This is a genomic window from Psychrobacillus lasiicapitis (assembly GCF_006861795.1).
Classification (GTDB): Bacteria; Bacillota; Bacilli; order Bacillales_A; family Planococcaceae; genus Psychrobacillus; species Psychrobacillus lasiicapitis.
This window is the reverse complement of record NZ_VDGH01000007.1, coordinates 172041-191503: the sequence shown is the minus strand read 5'-3', so window position 1 is coordinate 191503 and position 19463 is coordinate 172041. Positions and strand designations below refer to the sequence as shown.

Annotated in this window: 19 protein-coding genes; 5 read left to right on the top strand and 14 right to left on the bottom strand. The window is 37.4% G+C overall.

The features are described 5' to 3' along the window. Positions 1-97: 97 nt before the first annotated feature. The gene (locus tag FG382_RS13310; RefSeq protein WP_142539376.1) at positions 98-1393 is read right to left on the bottom strand and encodes an ABC transporter permease; all 1296 of its coding nucleotides are present in this window, start codon (positions 1391-1393) and stop codon (positions 98-100) included. Next, entirely contained in the window at positions 1383-2081 is a 699-nt protein-coding gene (locus FG382_RS13305; RefSeq protein ID WP_142539375.1) for an ABC transporter ATP-binding protein, read from the bottom strand. Before FG382_RS13305 ends, FG382_RS13310 begins: the two co-directional genes overlap by 11 nt. Positions 2082-2263: 182 nt before the next feature. Between FG382_RS13305 and FG382_RS13300 the strand changes: the two genes are divergently transcribed. Further along, positions 2264-2761, top strand: a complete 498-nt coding sequence (locus FG382_RS13300; protein WP_142539374.1) for an RNA polymerase sigma factor SigV — start codon at positions 2264-2266, stop codon at positions 2759-2761. Then, positions 2758-3618, top strand: coding sequence for an anti-sigma-V factor RsiV (gene rsiV / locus FG382_RS13295; protein ID WP_142539373.1), 861 nt, complete (start codon positions 2758-2760; stop codon positions 3616-3618). Before FG382_RS13300 ends, rsiV begins: the two co-directional genes overlap by 4 nt. Positions 3619-3691: 73 nt before the next feature. On the opposite strand, the gene FG382_RS13290 is transcribed toward rsiV, so the two are convergent. The 5 genes from FG382_RS13290 to FG382_RS13270 form a co-directional block, all read right to left on the bottom strand. Continuing rightward, positions 3692-4183 (bottom strand): PCYCGC motif-containing (lipo)protein, encoded by a 492-nt coding sequence (locus tag FG382_RS13290; protein ID WP_142539372.1) that lies wholly within the window; start codon positions 4181-4183, stop codon positions 3692-3694. Between the two features lie 21 nt (positions 4184-4204). Continuing rightward, positions 4205-5581, bottom strand: coding sequence for a class II fumarate hydratase (fumC, locus tag FG382_RS13285; protein ID WP_142539371.1), 1377 nt, complete (start codon positions 5579-5581; stop codon positions 4205-4207). A 15-nt stretch (positions 5582-5596) separates the two neighbouring features. Then, positions 5597-6529, bottom strand: coding sequence for an HD-GYP domain-containing protein (locus FG382_RS13280; RefSeq protein ID WP_142539370.1), 933 nt, complete (start codon positions 6527-6529; stop codon positions 5597-5599). Between the two features lie 123 nt (positions 6530-6652). Continuing rightward, positions 6653-8185, bottom strand: coding sequence for a flotillin lipid rafts scaffold protein FloT (locus FG382_RS13275; RefSeq protein ID WP_142539369.1), 1533 nt, complete (start codon positions 8183-8185; stop codon positions 6653-6655). 18 nt (positions 8186-8203) lie between these two features. Next, complete coding sequence (locus FG382_RS13270) at positions 8204-8713, bottom strand: NfeD family membrane protein (protein ID WP_142539368.1); 510 nt, start codon at positions 8711-8713, stop codon at positions 8204-8206. Positions 8714-8975: 262 nt separating this feature from the next. Here FG382_RS13270 and FG382_RS13265 point away from each other — a divergent pair, with 262 nt between their 5' ends. Together FG382_RS13265 and FG382_RS13260 are read left to right on the top strand one after the other, a co-directional pair. Further along, positions 8976-9596 carry a DUF47 domain-containing protein gene (locus tag FG382_RS13265; RefSeq protein ID WP_142539367.1) on the top strand — a complete coding sequence of 207 codons (621 nt, stop codon included), beginning with the start codon at positions 8976-8978 and terminating at the stop codon, positions 9594-9596. An 11-nt stretch (positions 9597-9607) separates the two neighbouring features. Continuing rightward, positions 9608-10606 (top strand): inorganic phosphate transporter, encoded by a 999-nt coding sequence (locus FG382_RS13260; protein ID WP_142539366.1) that lies wholly within the window; start codon positions 9608-9610, stop codon positions 10604-10606. A 42-nt stretch (positions 10607-10648) separates the two neighbouring features. On the opposite strand, the gene FG382_RS13255 is transcribed toward FG382_RS13260, so the two are convergent. Then, a complete protein-coding gene (locus FG382_RS13255) occupies positions 10649-11281 on the bottom strand; it encodes a pentapeptide repeat-containing protein (protein ID WP_142539365.1) in 633 nt (210 codons plus the stop codon). Between the two features lie 107 nt (positions 11282-11388). On the opposite strand from FG382_RS13255, the gene FG382_RS13250 reads away from it, so the two are divergent. Continuing rightward, positions 11389-13521 carry an MMPL family transporter gene (locus tag FG382_RS13250; RefSeq protein WP_142539364.1) on the top strand — a complete coding sequence of 711 codons (2133 nt, stop codon included), beginning with the start codon at positions 11389-11391 and terminating at the stop codon, positions 13519-13521. An 86-nt stretch (positions 13522-13607) separates the two neighbouring features. Here the strand turns inward: FG382_RS13250 and FG382_RS13245 are convergent, their stop codons facing one another. The 6 genes from FG382_RS13245 to FG382_RS13220 form a co-directional block, all read right to left on the bottom strand. Continuing rightward, positions 13608-14213, bottom strand: coding sequence for an alpha/beta hydrolase (locus FG382_RS13245; protein WP_142539363.1), 606 nt, complete (start codon positions 14211-14213; stop codon positions 13608-13610). Between the two features lie 91 nt (positions 14214-14304). After that, on the bottom strand, positions 14305-15318 hold the full coding sequence (locus FG382_RS13240) for a beta-carotene 15,15'-monooxygenase (RefSeq protein WP_142539362.1): 1014 nt from the start codon (positions 15316-15318) through the stop codon (positions 14305-14307). 841 nt (positions 15319-16159) lie between these two features. After that, positions 16160-17332: an MFS transporter gene (locus tag FG382_RS13235; RefSeq protein WP_142539361.1), complete on the bottom strand. Its 1173-nt coding sequence runs from the start codon at positions 17330-17332 to the stop codon at positions 16160-16162. 140 nt (positions 17333-17472) lie between these two features. Beyond that, positions 17473-17847: a DUF3221 domain-containing protein gene (locus FG382_RS13230; protein ID WP_142539360.1), complete on the bottom strand. Its 375-nt coding sequence runs from the start codon at positions 17845-17847 to the stop codon at positions 17473-17475. A 12-nt stretch (positions 17848-17859) separates the two neighbouring features. After that, positions 17860-18333 carry a hypothetical protein gene (locus tag FG382_RS13225; RefSeq protein ID WP_142539359.1) on the bottom strand — a complete coding sequence of 158 codons (474 nt, stop codon included), beginning with the start codon at positions 18331-18333 and terminating at the stop codon, positions 17860-17862. A 146-nt stretch (positions 18334-18479) separates the two neighbouring features. Next, the gene (locus tag FG382_RS13220; RefSeq protein ID WP_142539358.1) at positions 18480-19424 is read right to left on the bottom strand and encodes a dipeptidase; all 945 of its coding nucleotides are present in this window, start codon (positions 19422-19424) and stop codon (positions 18480-18482) included. Positions 19425-19463 lie beyond the last annotated feature (39 nt).

Below are 19463 nucleotides of genomic sequence, written 5' to 3'. Positions count from 1 at the left end.
CGACCTCTTTTTTATAAGAATAGAAACTTTTTACTCAGTATGAACCTAGCTCCAGCGCCTTGCCCCTCAGGGTCAGACATAGGCGCTTGCGCTTTTCTTATAACTCTTGTCTTAATGCGTGAATGACATCAATTTTTGTTGCTTTTCGTGCTGGTCTCCATCCAGAAATCATCGCCACACTAATGCTAATCACAGATGCAATGACCACAAGCTGCCATGGGATTAGCGAGAATGTCATCGATAAATCTTGGAACTCATCCTCCCCTAATGCTGCTCCTACTACCATCGGCAATATCCAGTTTGCTAGGAAACTCACTGCATATGAAATAATGACTGCGAGCACAGTCCCGATAATCCCGATCCATGCACTTTCCATTAAAAATAGGCGCTGAATTAGTTTAGGACTAGCTCCTATTGCTTTCATCACTCCGATTTCACGAGTTCTTTCAGTTACTGCCATTGTCATCGTGTTAAAAATACCAATCGATGCGATTAATACTGCGATTGTCCCAACAAAGATAAGTCCTATTTTAAATGCCATGAAAAAGACATCTAACTGCTCCAATTGTTCTGAAACGGAATACACACTGTAGCCCATTTCTTTTAGCTCTTCTGTTACCGATTTAACATGCTCTAGGCTAGAAGTGTAGATTTTCGTGCTAGAGTAGAATAAGTCCGGATTCTCGTTCCCCGCATTCGCCTCGTACACTTCTTGAAACTTGTCTTTCCACGATTCATCTACTAACATATTAGTGTCGACAAACCAGTCCCTTGCCGGTTTCTCTGTTACCCCTACAATCGTAAAGTCCCACTTTTCAGGGAATGCTTCATCCATTTCGTAAGATTGCATAGACATGGAAATAGTTTTTCCGATTAGAGATTCTTTATAACCTCCTATTGGCTCAGCATCCTCTTCTGTAATTTTTTCCATTTCTTTACGTTCCGCATCTGTTAATAAGTTTTCTGCAAACTGGTACCCTACAACAATTTCATTTTCCTTTGTAGGCATACGCCCTTCGGATAATTGGAGGTTAGATTTTTCTTCTTCTACAAAATTAGTTAGTAGCATATTTCCTTCAAGCGAACGCTCGTCTAATTGAGAAACTGCCATTATGTCCATACTAGTTCTATGCACAATGGCATTTACATGCTCAACTTCGCTAATTTGAGAAATATCGAGTGCTTCTCCATTATTGGTATACACTTCTACCTCGGTAATAGCTTGATCTTCTAATATTTCCTTGCGCATCGTATCCTGTATGCCAAATCCTATGGAAGCAAGAACGATTAAAAATGCACATCCCATCGTGGCGGCTAGTACGGTCATAAATACACGTAATTTATTCTTCTTAATATGTTGGCTTACAAAGTCAACTTGATCTTTAAATAACATTGCTTGTATCTCCTTTCACTAATTCCCCATCATGCATTCTGAATTTACGATGGGCAATGTTTGCGACTTCCTCGTCATGCGTAATAATAACGAACGTTACGCCCATTGTTTGATTGAGATCTTGTATTAACAACAAAATATCTTGTTCGGTTTCTGAATCTAAGCTACCCGTTGGCTCATCTGCAAACAAAATCGGAGGATTAGTGATTAATGCTCGTGCAATACTAACGCGCTGCTGTTGTCCTCCTGACAATTCATTTGGATAATGATCTGCTACTTCCTCAAGTCCTACTTTTTTCAATAGTAGTTGCACGCTCGTTTTTCTTTTTTTAGCCGCAATTCCCTTTAGCTTTAATGGTAGCTCTATATTTTCAAAAGCAGTTAACCGAGGCATGAGTTGAAAGTTTTGAAAGATAAAACCAAAGTTATTTAAACGGAATTTTGCTCTTTCTGTTTCATTCAAATGAACAGTTTCTTGACCATTCACGATAATGGATCCTTGTTCTGGACTCATAAAGCCTGCTATTGTGTGGAGTAATGTGGATTTACCCGATCCACTTTTTCCTACAATTGCAACGACTTCTCCTTTCTCTACTTCAAAGGTTAATCCTTTAAGGACAGGTACCTTCTTTTCTTTTCCCTTTTTCCCAATTAGAAATGTATGATTAACGTTCTGTACTTGTATCATTTATTTTCTCCTTCCCTTTTGCTACTTACATAGTGTACCTACTGTTTCTTAATATTTTGGAAGGATAAACATGAAGAATTTCTTAAGAAATATTTTATTGATAGTCAAACTTTCCAAAACACTTGCCCGTCTAATCTTTGAAACGTAATCGCGGGTACGGGAAAAAGGAGTTCATATACGTCATGACGAATAAGGAAAAGTTTCAACTAGTTGAAAACTATATAGTAGAACATCAAAACGATTATTATCGATTAGCTTTTAGTTATGTAAAAAATAAAGAGAACGCACTAGACATTATTCAAGACAGCATTTATAAAGCGTTAAATTCAATAGATCGATTAGAGGAAGAACGATATATCAAAACATGGTTTTATCGGATTGTTGTAAATACTGCAATAGATTTCATCAGAAAGCACGGTCGTATGCAAGCAATGGACGATGATATCCTCCATTCGTTATTGCCTGAGCAGCATAATCTTGAAAAAGATTATGATTTATATGAAGCCATCGACCATCTAAATGAACCATATAAAACGATTATTGTACTTCGTTTTTTCGAGGATTTAAAAATAGATGAAATTGCAGAGATACAGAGCGAAAATTCAAATACCATCAAAACGAGATTGTATGCAGCACTTCGAAAGCTGCGAATAAACATGGAAGAGAAGGTGGAATTATGAAGAATTTACAAGATGCCAAACAGAAATATGAAGAAATTGAAATACCTGAGGAATTAAATCTTATTGTGAAAAGATCGATTAAAAAAGCCAAAAGAAAACAGAACAAACCTTTTAAACAATGGGGAATCGGCTTTGTTGCAGCGGCAACCTTATTTATAACAAGCGTAAATGTAAGTCCAGCGCTCGCACATTCCCTTGCCTCTGTACCGGTAGTGGGGTCCATCGTTCAAGTGGTTACCGTACAAGAGATTAAAATAGCGGAAGATAATTTCAGTGCAGATATAACAACACCGAATGTAACAGGACTTGAAAATAAAGAATTATTGCAAATGCTAAACGACAAGTATATTTCAGAAAACAAAGCACTTTATGAGAGCTTCCAGAAGAAAATGGAGGAAATGAAAGTAGCTGGTGGAGGAAATTATGCCGTAAATGCAGATTATGAAGTGGTTACGGATACAGATTCACTACTAGTTGTAGCAAATAGAAACCTAGAGATAATGGCTTCGGGAAGTGAATCTGCTACGTATGATAATATCGATAAAGAACAAGAATTATACATTACATTACCAAGCTTATTTAAAGATGACTCTTATATCCAGATAATCTCAGCCTATATTAAAGAAGAAATGCAACGACAAATGGCAAATGAAGAAGTTGTTTACTTTTTGGAAGAAGATGAAGATGGCTTTTCATCCATTTTATCTGATCAACAATTTTACATTACCGCAGATAATAAACTCACTATATCCTTTGACGAATACGAGGTAGCTCCTGGTTATATGGGGATGGTAACGTTTGAAATTCCAACTGAAGTGATACGTGATATTTTAATAAGTGACTACTATATTAAATAGGGACCGGTTCTCACTTTTCCATCAAAAAACTGCTCCTACTCACAAACTCGTGAGTAGGAGCAGTTTTTGCTAGTTAAGACGGCATTGGTGTTTTAGTTGGTGTTGCATAGCCCTCTTTATAAGCTTCGTCAATTGCGTTACGAATTTCTACTAATGACTTACCTTCTTGGACCATTTTGATAGAAGTAACCGCGGTTTCTAAACAAGCCGCACAGCGTGTTCCGTGGTCATCCCACACAACTTCTCCATTTTCTTTTATCTCGTGAACGAAACAGTTAAAGTTGTTCTTATGCCCCGCACTATCACCGCAACCGCAGTAACAAGGCATCCATTTTAAAATATCGTGTGCTTTGGCAGCTGCTTGATACACAAGTTGCATATCCTCTGACTGTTTGTCTAAAAATACTGGTAACACGTCTGTTGAGGCAGTTGTTTCTTGGATATCTCCATTTGCTAAATGTGCACTATGGTCTTCATGTCCTTCGTGATTCTCTTTCGTCTCTTTCTGGCCACATGCAGAAAGAACTAAAATAGAAATGAGGCATATAAATAGTATTTTTTTCATGTGAATAAATCTCTTTTCTTCTTATATCATTTTTTCTGGGCGAACAATTTCATCGAACTTTTCAGCAGTTAATAAATCAAGGGCTACAGCAGCTTCTTTCAATGTAGTACCATTTTTATGTGCATGCTTCGCAATTTTTGCAGCATTTTCATAGCCGATATATGGATTTAATGCTGTAACTAACATTAGTGAATTATTTACATGGTGTTCGATTGTTTCTAAGTTTGGTTCAATGCCAACTGCACAATTATTATTAAAGCTAATAATCGCATCGCTTAATAAGCGAACAGATTGTAGGAAGTTATGAATAATAACCGGTTTGAAAACATTCAACTGATAATGACCTTGGCTTGCAGCAAAACTAATCGTAGTATCATTCCCCATTACTTGGGCAACAACCATTGTCATCGCTTCACTTTGCGTTGGGTTTACTTTACCTGGCATGATAGAACTTCCTGGTTCGTTTTCTGGAATGGAAATTTCTCCAATTCCTGAACGTGGTCCACTTGCTAGTAAGCGGACATCATTGGCGATCTTCATCAAGTCCGCAGCAAGTGCTTTTACTGCACCATGCACGTATACAACATCGTCATAGCTTGTTAGAGAGTGGAACTTATTTTTTGCTGAAGTAAATTCAATACTTAATGCTTTAGAAATTTCAGCTGCTACTAAATCACCAAATCCTTTTGGTGCGTTTAGTCCCGTACCTACTGCTGTTCCACCGATCGCAAGTTCTTTCATGTCTTGCACACTTTGCGTAATCATTTTAGCTGATTTTTCGAGCATACGATGCCAACCGCTAAACTCTTGTCCTAGTGAAAGAGGCGTTGCATCTTGCAAGTGTGTACGTCCGATTTTCACAATATCCATAAATTGTTCTGACTTCTTACCTAGTGTTTCTTTTAATATATCAATTGCTGGTAGAAGCTGCTTTTCTACAGCTAGCACTCCTGCAATATGTAAAGCTGTTGGGAATGTATCGTTTGAACTTTGAGATTTGTTAACATCATCATTTGGATGAAGTCGTTCCTCGCTTCCCTTTTCTTCAAGGAGTTGATTTCCACGATGAGCAATTACTTCATTTACATTCATGTTCGATTGTGTACCGCTACCTGTCTGCCATACGACTAATGGAAAATGGTCATCTAGTTTTCCTGTTAGAATTTCGTCTGCTGCTGCTGCGATCGCATCTTTTTTTGCTTCTGATAAATTTCCTAGAGAGTGACTAACTATTGCGGCAGATTTTTTCAATAGGGCAAGTCCATGAACAACACCAATCGGCATTTTTTCATTACCAATTTTAAAGTTTTCTTTTGATCTTTGTGTTTGTGCTCCCCAAAGACTATCTTGTGGAACTTGGATCTCTCCCATAGAATCACGTTCAATACGATAAGACATTTTTCTCTCTCCCTTTCAGTACCATTTGTTGTTTTTTTCTTCTAACATCTTTAAAAACACATCCACTACAAGCGGGTTAAATTGAGTGCCTCTACCGTTTTTCATTTCTTGAAGAGCTTCTTCAATCGTCATAGCCCCCCTATACACACGGTTCGTTGTCATTGCATCGAACGCATCTACTACGGAAACAATAGAAGCTTCCAATGAAATCTCACTACCCATGAGCCCGTATGGATATCCTTTTCCATCATACCGCTCATGGTGCTGTTCTACAATAAAAGCGGCTTCCCGCAAGCGTTCTACTTCATGGTTTCTCATCATTTCGGCACCAAATGTAGTATGCCTCTTGATGATTTTCCACTCATCTTCCGTCAATTTACTTGGTTTCGTTAAAATCTCTAATGGAATAGCCAATTTTCCTATATCGTGAAAATAAGAACCTATACTGATAATGGCTAAGCTTTTTTGAGGATTAATTCTTTTCCATAGTTCAATAGAGTAATCTCTAATACGAGCACAGTGATGGTAAGTATACCCATCCACTTCTTGTATTTTCCTTGCATCCAGTTGAATAATTTCTCTCTCAAAAAAGTTCTGCTCAAAAACTAAGGAAGTCATTTCAAACAGAATTTCCACCGTTTCTTTTGCATAACAAGTGTAAACTGCATGATCCAGTCTTGCATCCAGGACATCACCAGGGTATAGCATAAATTTTTCTCCGTCTTTTTCTAACTCTAACGCGCCAAATAGAATAGTATACTTTTCTATAAACTCCACATGTTCATTTGGATTATAATTTATCCAAGAGGTACTCCCTGGAAGTAAAGTGTATAAGCAGTACGCAATTCCATTTGCACTACCTATATAAGTCGTTTCAGATTTATCCGTCACAACTTTCGGCAAATGCATTTTTTGCTTAAGATCTTGTACCTGTTCAGTTGTTAGCATGCTATTTGCCTCCATTCATTCGACAATATCCTACATTATGTATATATATTATATAGTTTATTTAGAATAAATGAAATACAATGAAAAAGCTCAGAAAAATTTTCTGAGCTTTTCATTTTGTTGCTATTCTGCTTTTTGGTGAGCGAGTTCATTGGACTTTTTTACTTCTTCAGTCAACTGTTCAATGCTTGGACGTATATTCCCTTTACCAGAGTAGTTTTCAAGCATTTCTTTTACATCAATTCCAGAAGAGGCTTTTAACGTTTCCTGTAAGGTAGACATTAAATTAGTTGCATAAGATGTCACCTTGTTTGCACCGCCTCCTTCTCCACTTCCTGTGTCGACTACCGTAATTTTGTCGATATTCGAAAGTGGACTTGCAATTTGTTTTGCATATTCCGGTAACATATGGACAATCATATCTAGAACCGCTGCCTGACCATACATGTCAAATGCTTCGGCAATTTTACGTTTTGCTTCGGCTTCTGCCAGACCTTTTAGGCGAATAATATCTGCCTCTGATTCCCCTTGAGCACGTTGAGAATCTGCTTTTGCAAGTCCGTCCAATCGTACTTTTTCTGCCTCCGCTTTTGCTTTTGCTTCAATTCGATATTTCTCCGCATCTGCCTCTGCAATTTCGCGTGATTTAGATGCCGCCGCGTTTTGCTCAATTGCATAGCGATCAGCGTCTGCTTTTTTCTTTACTTCCGAGTCATATTGTCTTTCACGACGTAAGATTTCTTTTTCTTCCAGTTCGATTTGTTTTTGACGTTCGATAATTTGAATTTGCATTTCCTGTTCAGTTACTTCTTGTTTAGAACGTGCGGTTTCCAATTCGTATGCTTGGTCAGCACGTGCTTTGGCGATATCTTGTTCACGGCGATATTCTGCCACTTTCAATTGATTATCTTTTTCTGCCTCTGCAATTTCCGTAGCTCGTTCTAGTTCTGCACGTTGCGCGTCTTTAGAGGCTTCTGCTCGTTTAATACGTGTTTCTTTTTCTGCTTCTGCTGTTGCGATGTCTGCATCTCTTTTGACTTGAGCAATTCTTGGTTTCCCTAGTGAATCTAGGTAACCATTTTTATCTCGAACATCTTTTATCGTAAAGGAAACAATGATTAATCCCATTTTCGCTAAGTCTTGAGAAGCAACTCTTTGTACCTCTTGGGAGAACTTATCCCGATTTTTATATATTTCTTCTACTGTCATAGATCCTAAAATGGAACGTAAATGACCTTCTAATACTTCTTTTGCTTCATTCTCACGGTCTTCTTTTGTTTTTCCTAAAAACTGTTCCGCTGCAGTGGCAATTTCGGATATCGATCCTCCGATTTTAATAATTGCCGTTCCATCTGCCATCACTGGCACTCCTTGCTCTGTGTACACTTCTGGCGTTGTAACTTCTAGCTTACTCGATAAAAGACTTAGGGGTACTCCTTGTTGAAATACCGGAAATACGAATGTTCCTCCACCGCGAATTATTTTAATACGGTTCCCGGAATCGTCCGTATGTACGTTTTTCGATCCTAAATAACTTCCTGTTACGATAAGCGCCTCATCTGGGCCAACTGTACGATATTTCGTGATATATACTGCAAGCACAACGATTAATACAAAGACAACAATTCCTATTACGATTAAAAGTCCAAAATCCATTTCACATTCCCCCTATCATTATTTTAAAGGCTCATATTCTTTTACTAAAAATGTACCATCTTCCACATCAATTATTAACACTTGCTTGTTATACTCAATTTCTTCTTGGTCATATCCTGTTGCCCTTTTCGAAATGATTCCATTCACTGTTTCAATAACGATTTCTCCAAAACCATCCATAGGAATCGGAACAATTACTCGTGCGACCTGACCTTGCAGTGACTCATTTGTATATGCTGTTGAAACTTCTGCAGAAGCTAATGGAACAAGAACAAAGAAGTATAATAGAAATGTTATAATGCTCGAAACTACAAGTGCTACGATGATAATTATTTCTTCGTTCCAGTTTGTTAACTTTAATAGTATAAACCCAGCAGCACAGATAAATAATAAGAAAGTAAGTACGGTCGTAGGATTTAAAATTCCACTGTCCATTCCATCTATCGCATCTGCAAACAACACATATAATATCGTGATCAATCCAATAGCGAATAATCCATACAAGAAGATTTGCTCTATTTCTCTCACCCCTTCCTCTTTATACTTTTATAACTTTTATACGAATGAACTAATGGAAAGTTTCATATTTTTACATTCTTATAAATATTTGAATTTGATTCGACAAAAAGCGCTTTCATTCGTCATTTTAACCCTTATTTTAGGTAGTAATGTTACAGCATTGTAAATTTTGATAAATTGAAGTAAAAAGTGTGTAGATTTTGTATTTTTTTTGGTATGCTATTTGAGGAAAAACGTTGAAAATAAACTTTAAAGTCCAGGAGGCTTTTTTATGATTGGTTCAAAAAAAACAGATCCCTTTTTCGCATCCTTGTTAAATATCGCTAAAAACGTGCAAGAAGCAACGCACTATGCAGATGATTTCCGTATTCAGACTGTTGCAGATTTAAAGGAAATTAGCGTAAAAGTAAAAAACTATGAGACAGCAGGAGACAAACTAATTCATGAGCTAATTGTTATGCTGAACAAGTCGTTTATGACTCCTATTGAACGAGAGGATATTTTGCAACTAGCTGTTAGAATGGATGATATTTTAGATGGCGTTGATGATTTCACAGCAAATTTAGAAATGTTCTCTCTTATTGAAATCGATGATTCAATGCGTACGTTTTTAGGGTATATTGTGAAGAGTACAGATGAAATTGTAAAAGCTATGGAGCTTCTTGCTCAGAAGAAGCTACTTAAAATGCATGAGAATTCTGTACTTATTAAAGATTATGAACGTAAATGTGATGAAGTACTTCGTTCATCTATTAAACAACTATTTTTAAATGAAAAAGACCCGATTCGGATTATTCAATTTAAAGATATATATGAAAAACTAGAAGAAGTTGCAGATTATTGTCAAAACGTAGCTACTACGATTGAAGCAATTATCATGCGAAATGCGTAGGAGCACGTCTTATGGATTCTATTTTAATTCTTACAATTCTTGTTGTCTTTTTTGCTTTAGCCTTCGATTTCATTAACGGGTTTCATGATACGGCTAATGCTATTGCAACTTCTGTTTCAACAAGAGCATTAAAACCTCGAGTTGCTGTATTAATGGCAGCTGTGATGAACTTTGTTGGAGCACTGACTTTTACCGGAGTTGCGAAAACAATTACAAAAGATATCGTTGACCCATTCCTATTACAGAATGGTTCCCTAATCATTTTAGCAGCTTTACTTTCTGCTATTATATGGAACTTAGTAACTTGGTATTACGGGATCCCTTCCAGTTCTTCGCATACTTTAATCGGTTCTATTGCAGGTGCTGCGGTTTCTGCTGCTGGGTTTGCTGTTTTAAACTGGGAAGGATTTATCAAAATCATTCAAGCATTAATCATTTCACCATTTCTAGCATTGGCAGTTGGATTTTTAATGATGTCTTTATTCAAAGTACTTTTTAGAAAGACAAGCCTATATGGAACGAATAAAGGATTCCGTACATTTCAAATCGGAACTGCCGCATTACAATCCTTTACTCATGGTACAAACGATGCGCAAAAAGCAATGGGGATTATTACAATGGCTTTGATCGCTGCAGAGTTACAAACAACAGATGATATTCAGTTATGGGTACGAATTGCTGCAGCAACTGCAATGGGACTAGGTACATCCATCGGTGGTTATAAAATTATTAAGACGGTTGGCGGTAAAATTATGAAAATCCGTCCTATAAATGGAGCTGCCGCTGACTTATCATCAGCCATGATTATTTTTGGAGCAACAACTATTCATTTACCAGTTTCCACAACGCATGTTATTTCTTCTGCTATAATGGGAGTTGGGACTGCCCAACGTGCGAAAGGTGTTAAATGGGGAGTTGCGAAGAAAATCGTCATGACTTGGATTATTACATTACCGATTTCTGCAGTATTAGCAGGAGCTATATTCCAAGTACTGAACTTGTTCTTTTAATAAGTAAACCTCGTCTGAAAAGGCGAGGTTTTTTAGTATCCTTTATTCTTTAATAACCAAACCGAGTGATTTTGCAAATCCTATTGCTTGTTCAGTCGATACAGTACAATCCTCAAGCTTCTCCATGGATACAGTGAGCTGTTCATATGTATTTGTACTTAAATCAACTCCTTTTAAATCCGTTTCGGTGAAGTTTGCACCATCTAGTTCACATCTTTCAAAGCTAACTTTATCAAAAGTTGACTCGATAAAATCTGCACGATTAATGGAAGTTTGTTTGAACATTACTTTCTTCAATTTCGAAAAACTCATGCTCAAATAATTGGCAACAGATTCTTCTATTTTCACATCTGTCAGTCTACTTTGAGAAATATTCGTCCCTAATAGCTTGGAATTTTTAATCTCTACCCGATGAAATACCGCATCTCCAAAGTCCACATTAGACAAATCACATTTTTCAAACAAACAATCTACGAATTCAACCTGTTGAAATCGTACACCTTCCATTGAAACTCCTTGAAAATGTATTTGATCAAATATGATTTTATCTTCTTGCTCCTCTTCTAACTCCAAAAATGTCACGATTCCTTCTGACACGTAAAAATCTTCTAAAAGTGCACTATTTACATCCAGTTCAGGTAAAACGCTACGTAGCTTTGGTGGAATAATTTTCAATTCGTTTCCTCCCTTATTTTGTTCCTCTTATCTTAACATTATATTAGTATATGCTCTCTTCTTTCTAGTACAATAGAGAAAGTTATTTAGCATGAGGAGGAAACTTTATGCAATGGTTGTCTAATATAGTGACACGCTATTATAAATCTGTATTGAGCTTATGGCTGGTACTTTTTATCGCTTTAGCAGTTCTTGCTATTCGTTTGCCAAGTTTATTGGAAGGAGACGGTTTTAGCACTGACGGTGAGCATCAACGCGTGATGGAAGAATTAACGGATACATTTGATCTTCCAGCTGAAACTTTATTCATCGTTTTTGATCAGGTGTCGAACGAAACGATTCAACAAACTATATCTGAAATGGAAGATTTACAAATTGCTGAATCGATTCAGTCACCTTTAAATGATCCTACTCTGTTTAAAGATCATGTAGCTTATGCTATGTTTCATTTCAGTGGAGACACTGCGGATATAACCGAGGTGGTAGATAAAATTCGCAACGCCATCGACGGTGAAAAAGGAGTTACACTAACCGGAGGCGCCGCTATAAATAAAGATATTAATGTTGCAAGTCAAAAAGATTTAGCGAGTGCAGAAGCAATTGGAATACCGATCGCCATAATTGTGCTTCTCCTTGCTTTCGGTAGTGTATTTGCAGCATTTGTCCCACTCGTAGTCGGTATCGTAACAGTAGTATCTACTTTCGGCATAATGACTTTATTTAGCGAGACAATGAATTTATCTATCTTTGTGTTGAATATTATTCCTATGCTTGGACTCGCTTTAAGTATCGATTTTGCGTTATTACTTATCAATCGCTATAAAGAAGAACGCTTAAAAAACTCTATTGTAGATGCTGTTCAAACATCAATTCAAACGGCTGGACGTTCCATTATTTTCTCTGCAGTATGTGTATTTATCGGGTTAGGTGCAATGCTTGTTATGAAAGTAGAGATTTTCCAAAACCTTGCACTTGGAGGAATGCTCGTTGTATTGATGGCTGTGTTAGCCTCTATTACGCTGCTCCCTTCCCTATTAATGTTAATGAAAGATCGTATTAATAAATGGACAATTATTCGAGTAAAGCCTGGTGCTTCGACTAGATGGCGTAACTTTGCTGCATTTGTTATGAAACGTCCAGTGTCCTTAGTAGTTGTAGCGCTCCTAATTTTAGGAATCGGAATTATTCCTGTAAAAGATATGAAGCTTACGATTCCACAAGTTGATTCGTTACCCTTATCTTACGATTCTCGTCAAGCTTACGAATTAATGGATAAAGAGTTCGGTTTCGGAGAGAAATCGACTGTTTATATGATTGCTGAGCGAAACGATGGCTGGGAAAACACGGATGGACTTGAAGTGATGAAAAAAATAGAAGAACAATTGTTAGAAGATAAACATGTGGATTCAGTTAACACTATCTTTAGTGCAAGTAATATTTCCACTATTGACCAGTGGGAGCAAAGCCTGCAGATTCCTGAAGTAAAAGCTCAGGTAACTCCTTTGCTAGAGTCATTTGTTCAAGGCAATAAGTTATTAATCCCAGTAACACTGGATTTGAATGGATCCTCCGATGAAGCACAAGATTGGGCAAGGGAATGGTCTAAAAAAGATTTAGGTGTCGATATGATGCTAGGTGGACAGCCTAAATTCAATCAAGAAATTTTCGATGAAATTTTCAATAAAGTCGGTTTACTCCTTGCGATTATTTTGGGATCTACCTTTATCATATTAATGATCGCTTTCCGTTCTATTTTAATCCCATTGAAGGCAATTATCATGAATATAATTGGTCTATCCTCGACGTTTGGAATACTTGTTTACATATTCCAATACGGTCATTTTGGCATAGAAGAAACGACGATTGCGTTAATCATTCCCGTAATTGTATTTAGTTTAGTATTTGGTCTAAGTATGGATTACGAGGTATTCCTAATTTCCCGTATTCAAGAAGAGTATTCGAAAAGTCTTAATAATACAGCTGCTACAATTGAGGGTTTAACTTCTACTAGTAAAGTCATTACGTCTGCAGCACTTATTATGATTGTCATTACAGGTGCTTTTGCCTTTACCGATGTGATGCCAGTAAAACAAATCGGACTCGGCATTGCCATTGCAGTTGCAATTGATGCCTCAATAATACGACTATTACTAGTACCCAGCTTAATGAAACTATTTGGAAAATGGAATTGGTGGATGCCTTTTAGAAAAGGGCCATACAAAGCAGGTAAATGGCATTGAGATTAAAAAACTGCTAAGCAAGATAAACTTTGCTTAGCAGTTTTTTGTCTTTTCCAATATATATTTAGATTTTTTATAGCTTCTTATTAAAAATTGTTATTGTACCAAATTTTCGCAGCTTGTACTTCGTCTTGCGTTAATTGGTGACCATAGGAATGCCAATACAACTCCACTTCCGCCCCGGCGTTTTGTAATAAATCACGTAATTCCTCTGATTCTGTCGCAGGACACATTTGGTCATTTTTCCCTGCACCGATAAATACAGGTGCTCCTGTAAGTGCTGGAATTTCTACTCCACGCCTAGGAACCATTGGATGATGCAAAATAGCACCCTTCAATACGTTTTTGTATTCGAATAATAGGTTCGCAGCAATATTAGCACCGTTTGAATAGCCGATTGCGACTACATTAGTACGATCGAATTCATAATTTTCGGCTGCTTCATCGATGAAGTTTTTCAATTCCTCCGAACGGAATTTTAAATCCTCTAGATCGAAAACACCTTCAGCTAAGCGTTTGAAAAATCGTGGCATTCCATTCTCTAATACATTTCCACGAACACTTAGTATATTAGCAGATCCATCGATTTCTTTTCCTAGCCCAACTAAATCATGCTCATTTCCTCCTGTACCGTGCAATAATAATAATGTTGGTTTTGACTGGTCGTCACCTTTATAAAAAACATGTTTCATGTTCATACTCCTCTCTATATATCTTGAATTCAAGATAATTATAACTTCATTCATTTGGTAGGTCAAATAAAAGAGTTTACATTAAAACTACTTATAGTAACAGTTGCTTCAACTTTTCTGGCTCATCCACTCGAATCGCAAATTCAGTTACTTTCTTTTTTACTCCCATGAACATTACTGCTTCTACAGGTTCATGTAAGCGAACGATAGCCTGAGGGTCTATTTTTTCAAAGTCCTTATAGATAAATTGCAATGTCTGCCTATTCGGTAAAGCAGCATTCCACTCTACTTCCTTAATATTAGATAGAGTAACTACAATTCGCGAGGCCATCCCTTGTGTAATATATAGTTTTCCGTTCTTTATTTCCATTGGATGAAGCCTTGTAATCTGGATGTCGGCTATTATAAAAAAGACAGAGTATACATTCAAGATCAGTAAAATAATCGACAGAACTAGTGATTTTTCATGCAGCCACCAATGTAGTCCAATTGTTTCAATCAGAATTGCATGGATGAGCATAATATTCATCGCGACTGCACTCGTTTTTTTGTGCATGGTTACTACACCTTCGTGACTAGGTGCTTTCTTTTTCCATGTAAACAACGCATAATAAAACATTAAAAATTCAGTCATTAATAGGCGGATAAACACATTTTTAGTCGCCACTTTTTCAACAGCTGGAAGTAAGCTATAAATCGCACCCTCGCTCATCTCTTTCATCTTACGTCGAATTGCAGAGCCTTTACGGATTACGGTAAAAATAAGCGCTAGTTCGGCAAACACTAGCAGTGCCTCTAATACAAGACCAGTATATAATATCCCCTTATACGGCGCATATAACTCCGCAGGTATTAGAAATCTGGCTATCACTAAACCAAACACCATTAATCCAATTGTTTGTTTTATAGAAATTTTAAATGCTACATATACTAAAATAGGTGCAACAATCGCTAAATCAATAAGTGATCCAATAGCTACACCACTGGTTAATGGAAGGGATAAAAAATCTGGTACCCCAGATTGATAAAGAAGAAAATTCGTTGTCAGTAATAGAAGAAGAAATGCCAGTGCTAAATTAGCTTTTCGGGTTTTACGATAAACCATATAAATTCCTCCTTTTCTTTTATTATATCTTTTCTCTGAATAAAACCTTCCCCCAAAAAGACACATTTTTGTGACATTACAAAAGATTGGATGATCCTATCCCTATCCAATTTAGTATGTGGAAACAATCAATGGAATCTTACACATAATAGGGAAACTGGGCGGTAGTGAGTTGAATGAAGTGTCCGCTGGGATATTCACTACAGGGTGGACGCTTTCCGCGGGCACGGCTTCAATCTCCTCGTCGCTCACGCTCCTGCGGGGCTTTCAGCTCATGCTTTTCCCGCTGGAGTCGCCACCCTTTCGCTACAAATCCAGTAGAATTTGCTAATTGCTTAGAAATGATGCACTAGTTCCAGTACTATGTTGCATTTTATAGCTAAAACCCTTTGATTAGAGGAATAAGATATACTATCTAGCGATTGGTATCAAATCATTGCTTGAATGGCTAAAACCAACCTTCCCTGTAATTTATACAGCACATAAAATAATTCTAAATAAGAAACTGCAAGGCAGATATTAGTTAGCAAGTTCTACTAATTGAAGTGCAAGGTGGCGACTCCTGTGGGATTAGCGAGACAGGTGAGACCCCGCACGTAGCGTTCGCGGAGGAGGAGGCTCACCGCTCGCCCCACGGAAAGCGTCCGCCTGGAGCGGAAGTCATGGCGGAAATCATGGCGGACATCTTAGTATCTTTGCGACGCATTATCCCTATATAGCGCTCTACATAAAATGACATACCACATATCACAACGAAAAAAGTCACCCATAGGTCTAGCTTTTTATATTCCCTAAAGCACAAAAAAGCTGCTCCATAATTCAACTTATGGAACAGCTATTCTTATGCTATTTTCTTCGTACCTTTCCACAAAATCGACCCGATCATTGTAATAAGTAATACGATCAACCCTAAAACAAATGGATAGATGATGTGCACATCATACAATAAACCTGCTAAAAGTGGTCCTAGCACATTACCTATACTCATATATGCATTGTTCATCCCCATCGCAAAGCCTTGTTCCTGACCTGCTAATTTCGAGATTAATGTCGTGAGCACTGGACGCAAAATAGAGGAAGAAAGGAAGATAATCATTGTAATGACAAAGAAAAATGCATAGCTTGAAACGACAATTGAAAGGAGAAAGCCGAAAGCAGCCACACCTAAAAATATTTTCAACACATTTTCTTCACCAAAGCGGCGCACAACCCAGTCAACAGCTATCAATTGGACAATGACACTGACAATTCCTGTAGCTGTTACCATCCAGGCAATATCTTGGGGTGACGCACCAAATTCATTGTCTACGAAAAGCCCAAGAACCGATTCATACGCCATTAATCCAAAACTCATTACAAGCGTAATAACAAGTGGGATAAAATATGGTTTCTTAAACGACTGAACAATTTCTTTTACCATAGGCTCTGGTTTATTTTCAGGAGAGATGCTAGTTTCCGGTTTGCTTTCTTTTAGGACAAACAATGAAAAGATAACTGCAAAAACACCTACAACCGCAGAAACTAGTAACGGCATCTTCAGGCCAAAATCTGCTAGGAAACCACCAATACCGGGACCAACAACGATTCCAAGGGACATCGCTGCCGATATAAAACTATTCCCTTTTGCTCGTTGCTCCATTGTTGTAATATCAGCCACATAAGCAAAAATTGCTGGTACTAATAACGCAGCGCCAATTCCACCTATCACACGCGAAACATATAAAATACTTACAGTATCTGAAAAATAGAAGACGAACATAGATAACGCTAAGCCACTTAACCCCGCTATGATCATAATTCTTCTTCCATATTTATCTGCCCACTTTCCAGCAATAGGAGACATGACTAGCTGCGCTCCGGCAAATATCGCAATCATCAATCCTGCCGCTGTTCCCCCTTGCCCGATCGACTTTAAATAGGCTGGTAAAATAGGAATAATTATTCCAAAACTCCCTATCGCAATAAACATATTTATCATTAACACAAATAATTTCTTTCGCTGATCTTTCGTCATTTGTTCCCTACTTTCATTCTAAAATAATTGCATACTTGCAAAAGAATACCATGCCACCGAGTACTATACAAGAACCTAATTTTAGTTCACAAGACGATAAAAAGAGTCACTCGTTTAACTAAACGAGCAACTCTCTCTTACTATTCATTCAACTTTTCAAGCGTTTTGGCTGTTCCTTGCATCGGATAAGACTCCGCTAAAGCATCATAACCAACTTTCACTTCATCATATACTTCTAGCGTATCTCTTTGGCCCATCGTTATTGTAAACCATGTGGCATCTTTTCCATTATCTATTGCTTCTTGTACGGTAAGACTTTTTACTTCCTCAACCGAAAGGTCACCCACGACAAGTATACTTGTGTTATTCATGTCTACAATAACACCAGTCATATAACTAGATGGCTGTGATTGAGTTGGATTTTTATCATAAAACTGCATGATAAAATAAGCGATAGCTCCAATAGCTATAAGCGTGAGGACTAACATAAGAGCAACCGTAGATCTTCCTTTCACACAAAATCCTCCTTACTTAGAAGCAACTTTTCGAAAGCCTTCTTCTAATAAGTATGCTTTTGCCTCTGAATAGGAACCGAAGCTTTCTTCTAAATTATAGCCATGATAAATATTCCACATTTCATCTTCTTGCAATAAGGTTAATTTCGAGTTTTCTTTGTTTTTCCACTCTTCTTCTACTTCCTCCAAGGCAACCTCTTCTTCCTCCGTCGCTAAATAAGCGATAGAGTCTTTAATCGTTTGCCTTAATTCATCGGCAGTGGCCTCACGGATGTTCAACATTCCTTTATCATTGGCTTCCTCATATTGGGCAAGATCTCCTACATAGACAAATCCATTTCCATTTGGATGAAGGTGATAAACGACTGTTGTTTTTTCATATAAACTTTCTTCATAATGGTAATTTACCCGTTTTAAAGAAACTTCTTTTCTAGTGAGCTCCTTAAATTCTTGGATAATCGCTTCTTTTTCTTCAAATGTTAGCATGTGATTCCTCTTTCTATTCGTTGTCATTTCTCTAGTATAGCATACTCGTTAACTTCTCCGTGTCCACCATTCAGCAACGATTATAAAACAAATAACTACTGCGATAGCGACTGCAAAAAACCAATCTGGTAAACTACCCAATTGCCTTACTCCTCCTTGCTAATTTCTGCCGCAAATCGACCGAAATTTCGCGATGTAAAACCTTGAACCTGTTCTGTTGTATAATCCTTCAATAAATGCCTTACTAAGCTTTGTGTCTTCGATGCATCTTCCAACCCAGTCACAAATTCACTTATTCCGTCAAAGTCTGAGCCTAATCCTATCAAATGTTCCCCTCCAAGAGAAGCAATATGATCAACATGTCTTACTAAATCCGACATATCCACATATTTTTCAGAATTGTTAATAAACTGTGGATAGTAGACAATATGAATTGGTGAATCTCTTTCAATTAATCCTTTTAGTTGCTGATCCGTTAAATTTCTATTCGAGTCGCATATCGCTCTGGCATTAGAGTGACTTGCCATTAGCCATTTTGCTTTTGGAAGTACGTCCCAAAATGATTTTTCACTTAAATGGGATACGTCGATAATAATATTTTGCTCGTTTAATAACGTGACTACTTCTTCCCCAAATGAAGTTAACCCTGTTCCAGACTCCCCTGCTGCTCCGTCGGCTACGGCATTTGCTCCATTCCAAGTAAGACCAACTAATTTTACTCCATGAGATAGTAGCAATTTTAGCTTTTCAATATCTCTATCTATCATATCCAAGCCTTCCAATGATAATACTGCACCGATTTGCCCTTCTTGTAGCGTTTCGAGCTGCTCCCACTTATAAATGGCTACTATATCATCATGCTTCCCAACAATTTCGGTATGGAAAAATTCAATTTGTCGAACCGCCTCCATAAATTGTTGCTCTTTCGGAAATCCTTCGGATACAAACACAGCAAATAGTTGTAGAACAACTTTACCAGCCTCTAAACGCTCTTTATTTGCTTGTAACAAAGAGGAATCTGTAAAAGAAATCGGTGACTCTGCTTTGGCAAGCTTATAAAGCACATCACAATGTAAGTCGTATATTTTCATCTTTTATCTCCTAAAAAAACCGGTACCCTTATAAAGAGT

What these genes read in the sequence shown, in the direction of transcription:
- FG382_RS13310 (WP_142539376.1), bottom strand. Translation starts at nt 1,393, where the DNA reads ATGTTATTTAAAGATCAAGTTGACTTTGTAAGCCAACATATTAAGAAG.
- FG382_RS13305 (WP_142539375.1), bottom strand. Translation starts at nt 2,081, where the DNA reads ATGATACAAGTACAGAACGTTAATCATACATTTCTAATTGGGAAAAAG.
- FG382_RS13300 (WP_142539374.1), top strand. Translation starts at nt 2,264, where the DNA reads ATGACGAATAAGGAAAAGTTTCAACTAGTTGAAAACTATATAGTAGAA.
- rsiV (WP_142539373.1), top strand. Translation starts at nt 2,758, where the DNA reads ATGAAGAATTTACAAGATGCCAAACAGAAATATGAAGAAATTGAAATA.
- FG382_RS13290 (WP_142539372.1), bottom strand. Translation starts at nt 4,183, where the DNA reads ATGAAAAAAATACTATTTATATGCCTCATTTCTATTTTAGTTCTTTCT.
- fumC (WP_142539371.1), bottom strand. Translation starts at nt 5,581, where the DNA reads ATGTCTTATCGTATTGAACGTGATTCTATGGGAGAGATCCAAGTTCCA.
- FG382_RS13280 (WP_142539370.1), bottom strand. Translation starts at nt 6,529, where the DNA reads ATGCTAACAACTGAACAGGTACAAGATCTTAAGCAAAAAATGCATTTG.
- FG382_RS13275 (WP_142539369.1), bottom strand. Translation starts at nt 8,185, where the DNA reads ATGGATTTTGGACTTTTAATCGTAATAGGAATTGTTGTCTTTGTATTA.
- FG382_RS13265 (WP_142539367.1), top strand. Translation starts at nt 8,976, where the DNA reads ATGATTGGTTCAAAAAAAACAGATCCCTTTTTCGCATCCTTGTTAAAT.
- FG382_RS13260 (WP_142539366.1), top strand. Translation starts at nt 9,608, where the DNA reads ATGGATTCTATTTTAATTCTTACAATTCTTGTTGTCTTTTTTGCTTTA.
- FG382_RS13250 (WP_142539364.1), top strand. Translation starts at nt 11,389, where the DNA reads ATGCAATGGTTGTCTAATATAGTGACACGCTATTATAAATCTGTATTG.
- FG382_RS13245 (WP_142539363.1), bottom strand. Translation starts at nt 14,213, where the DNA reads ATGAAACATGTTTTTTATAAAGGTGACGACCAGTCAAAACCAACATTA.
- FG382_RS13240 (WP_142539362.1), bottom strand. Translation starts at nt 15,318, where the DNA reads ATGGTTTATCGTAAAACCCGAAAAGCTAATTTAGCACTGGCATTTCTT.
- FG382_RS13235 (WP_142539361.1), bottom strand. Translation starts at nt 17,332, where the DNA reads ATGACGAAAGATCAGCGAAAGAAATTATTTGTGTTAATGATAAATATG.
- FG382_RS13225 (WP_142539359.1), bottom strand. Translation starts at nt 18,333, where the DNA reads ATGCTAACATTTGAAGAAAAAGAAGCGATTATCCAAGAATTTAAGGAG.
- FG382_RS13220 (WP_142539358.1), bottom strand. Translation starts at nt 19,424, where the DNA reads ATGAAAATATACGACTTACATTGTGATGTGCTTTATAAGCTTGCCAAA.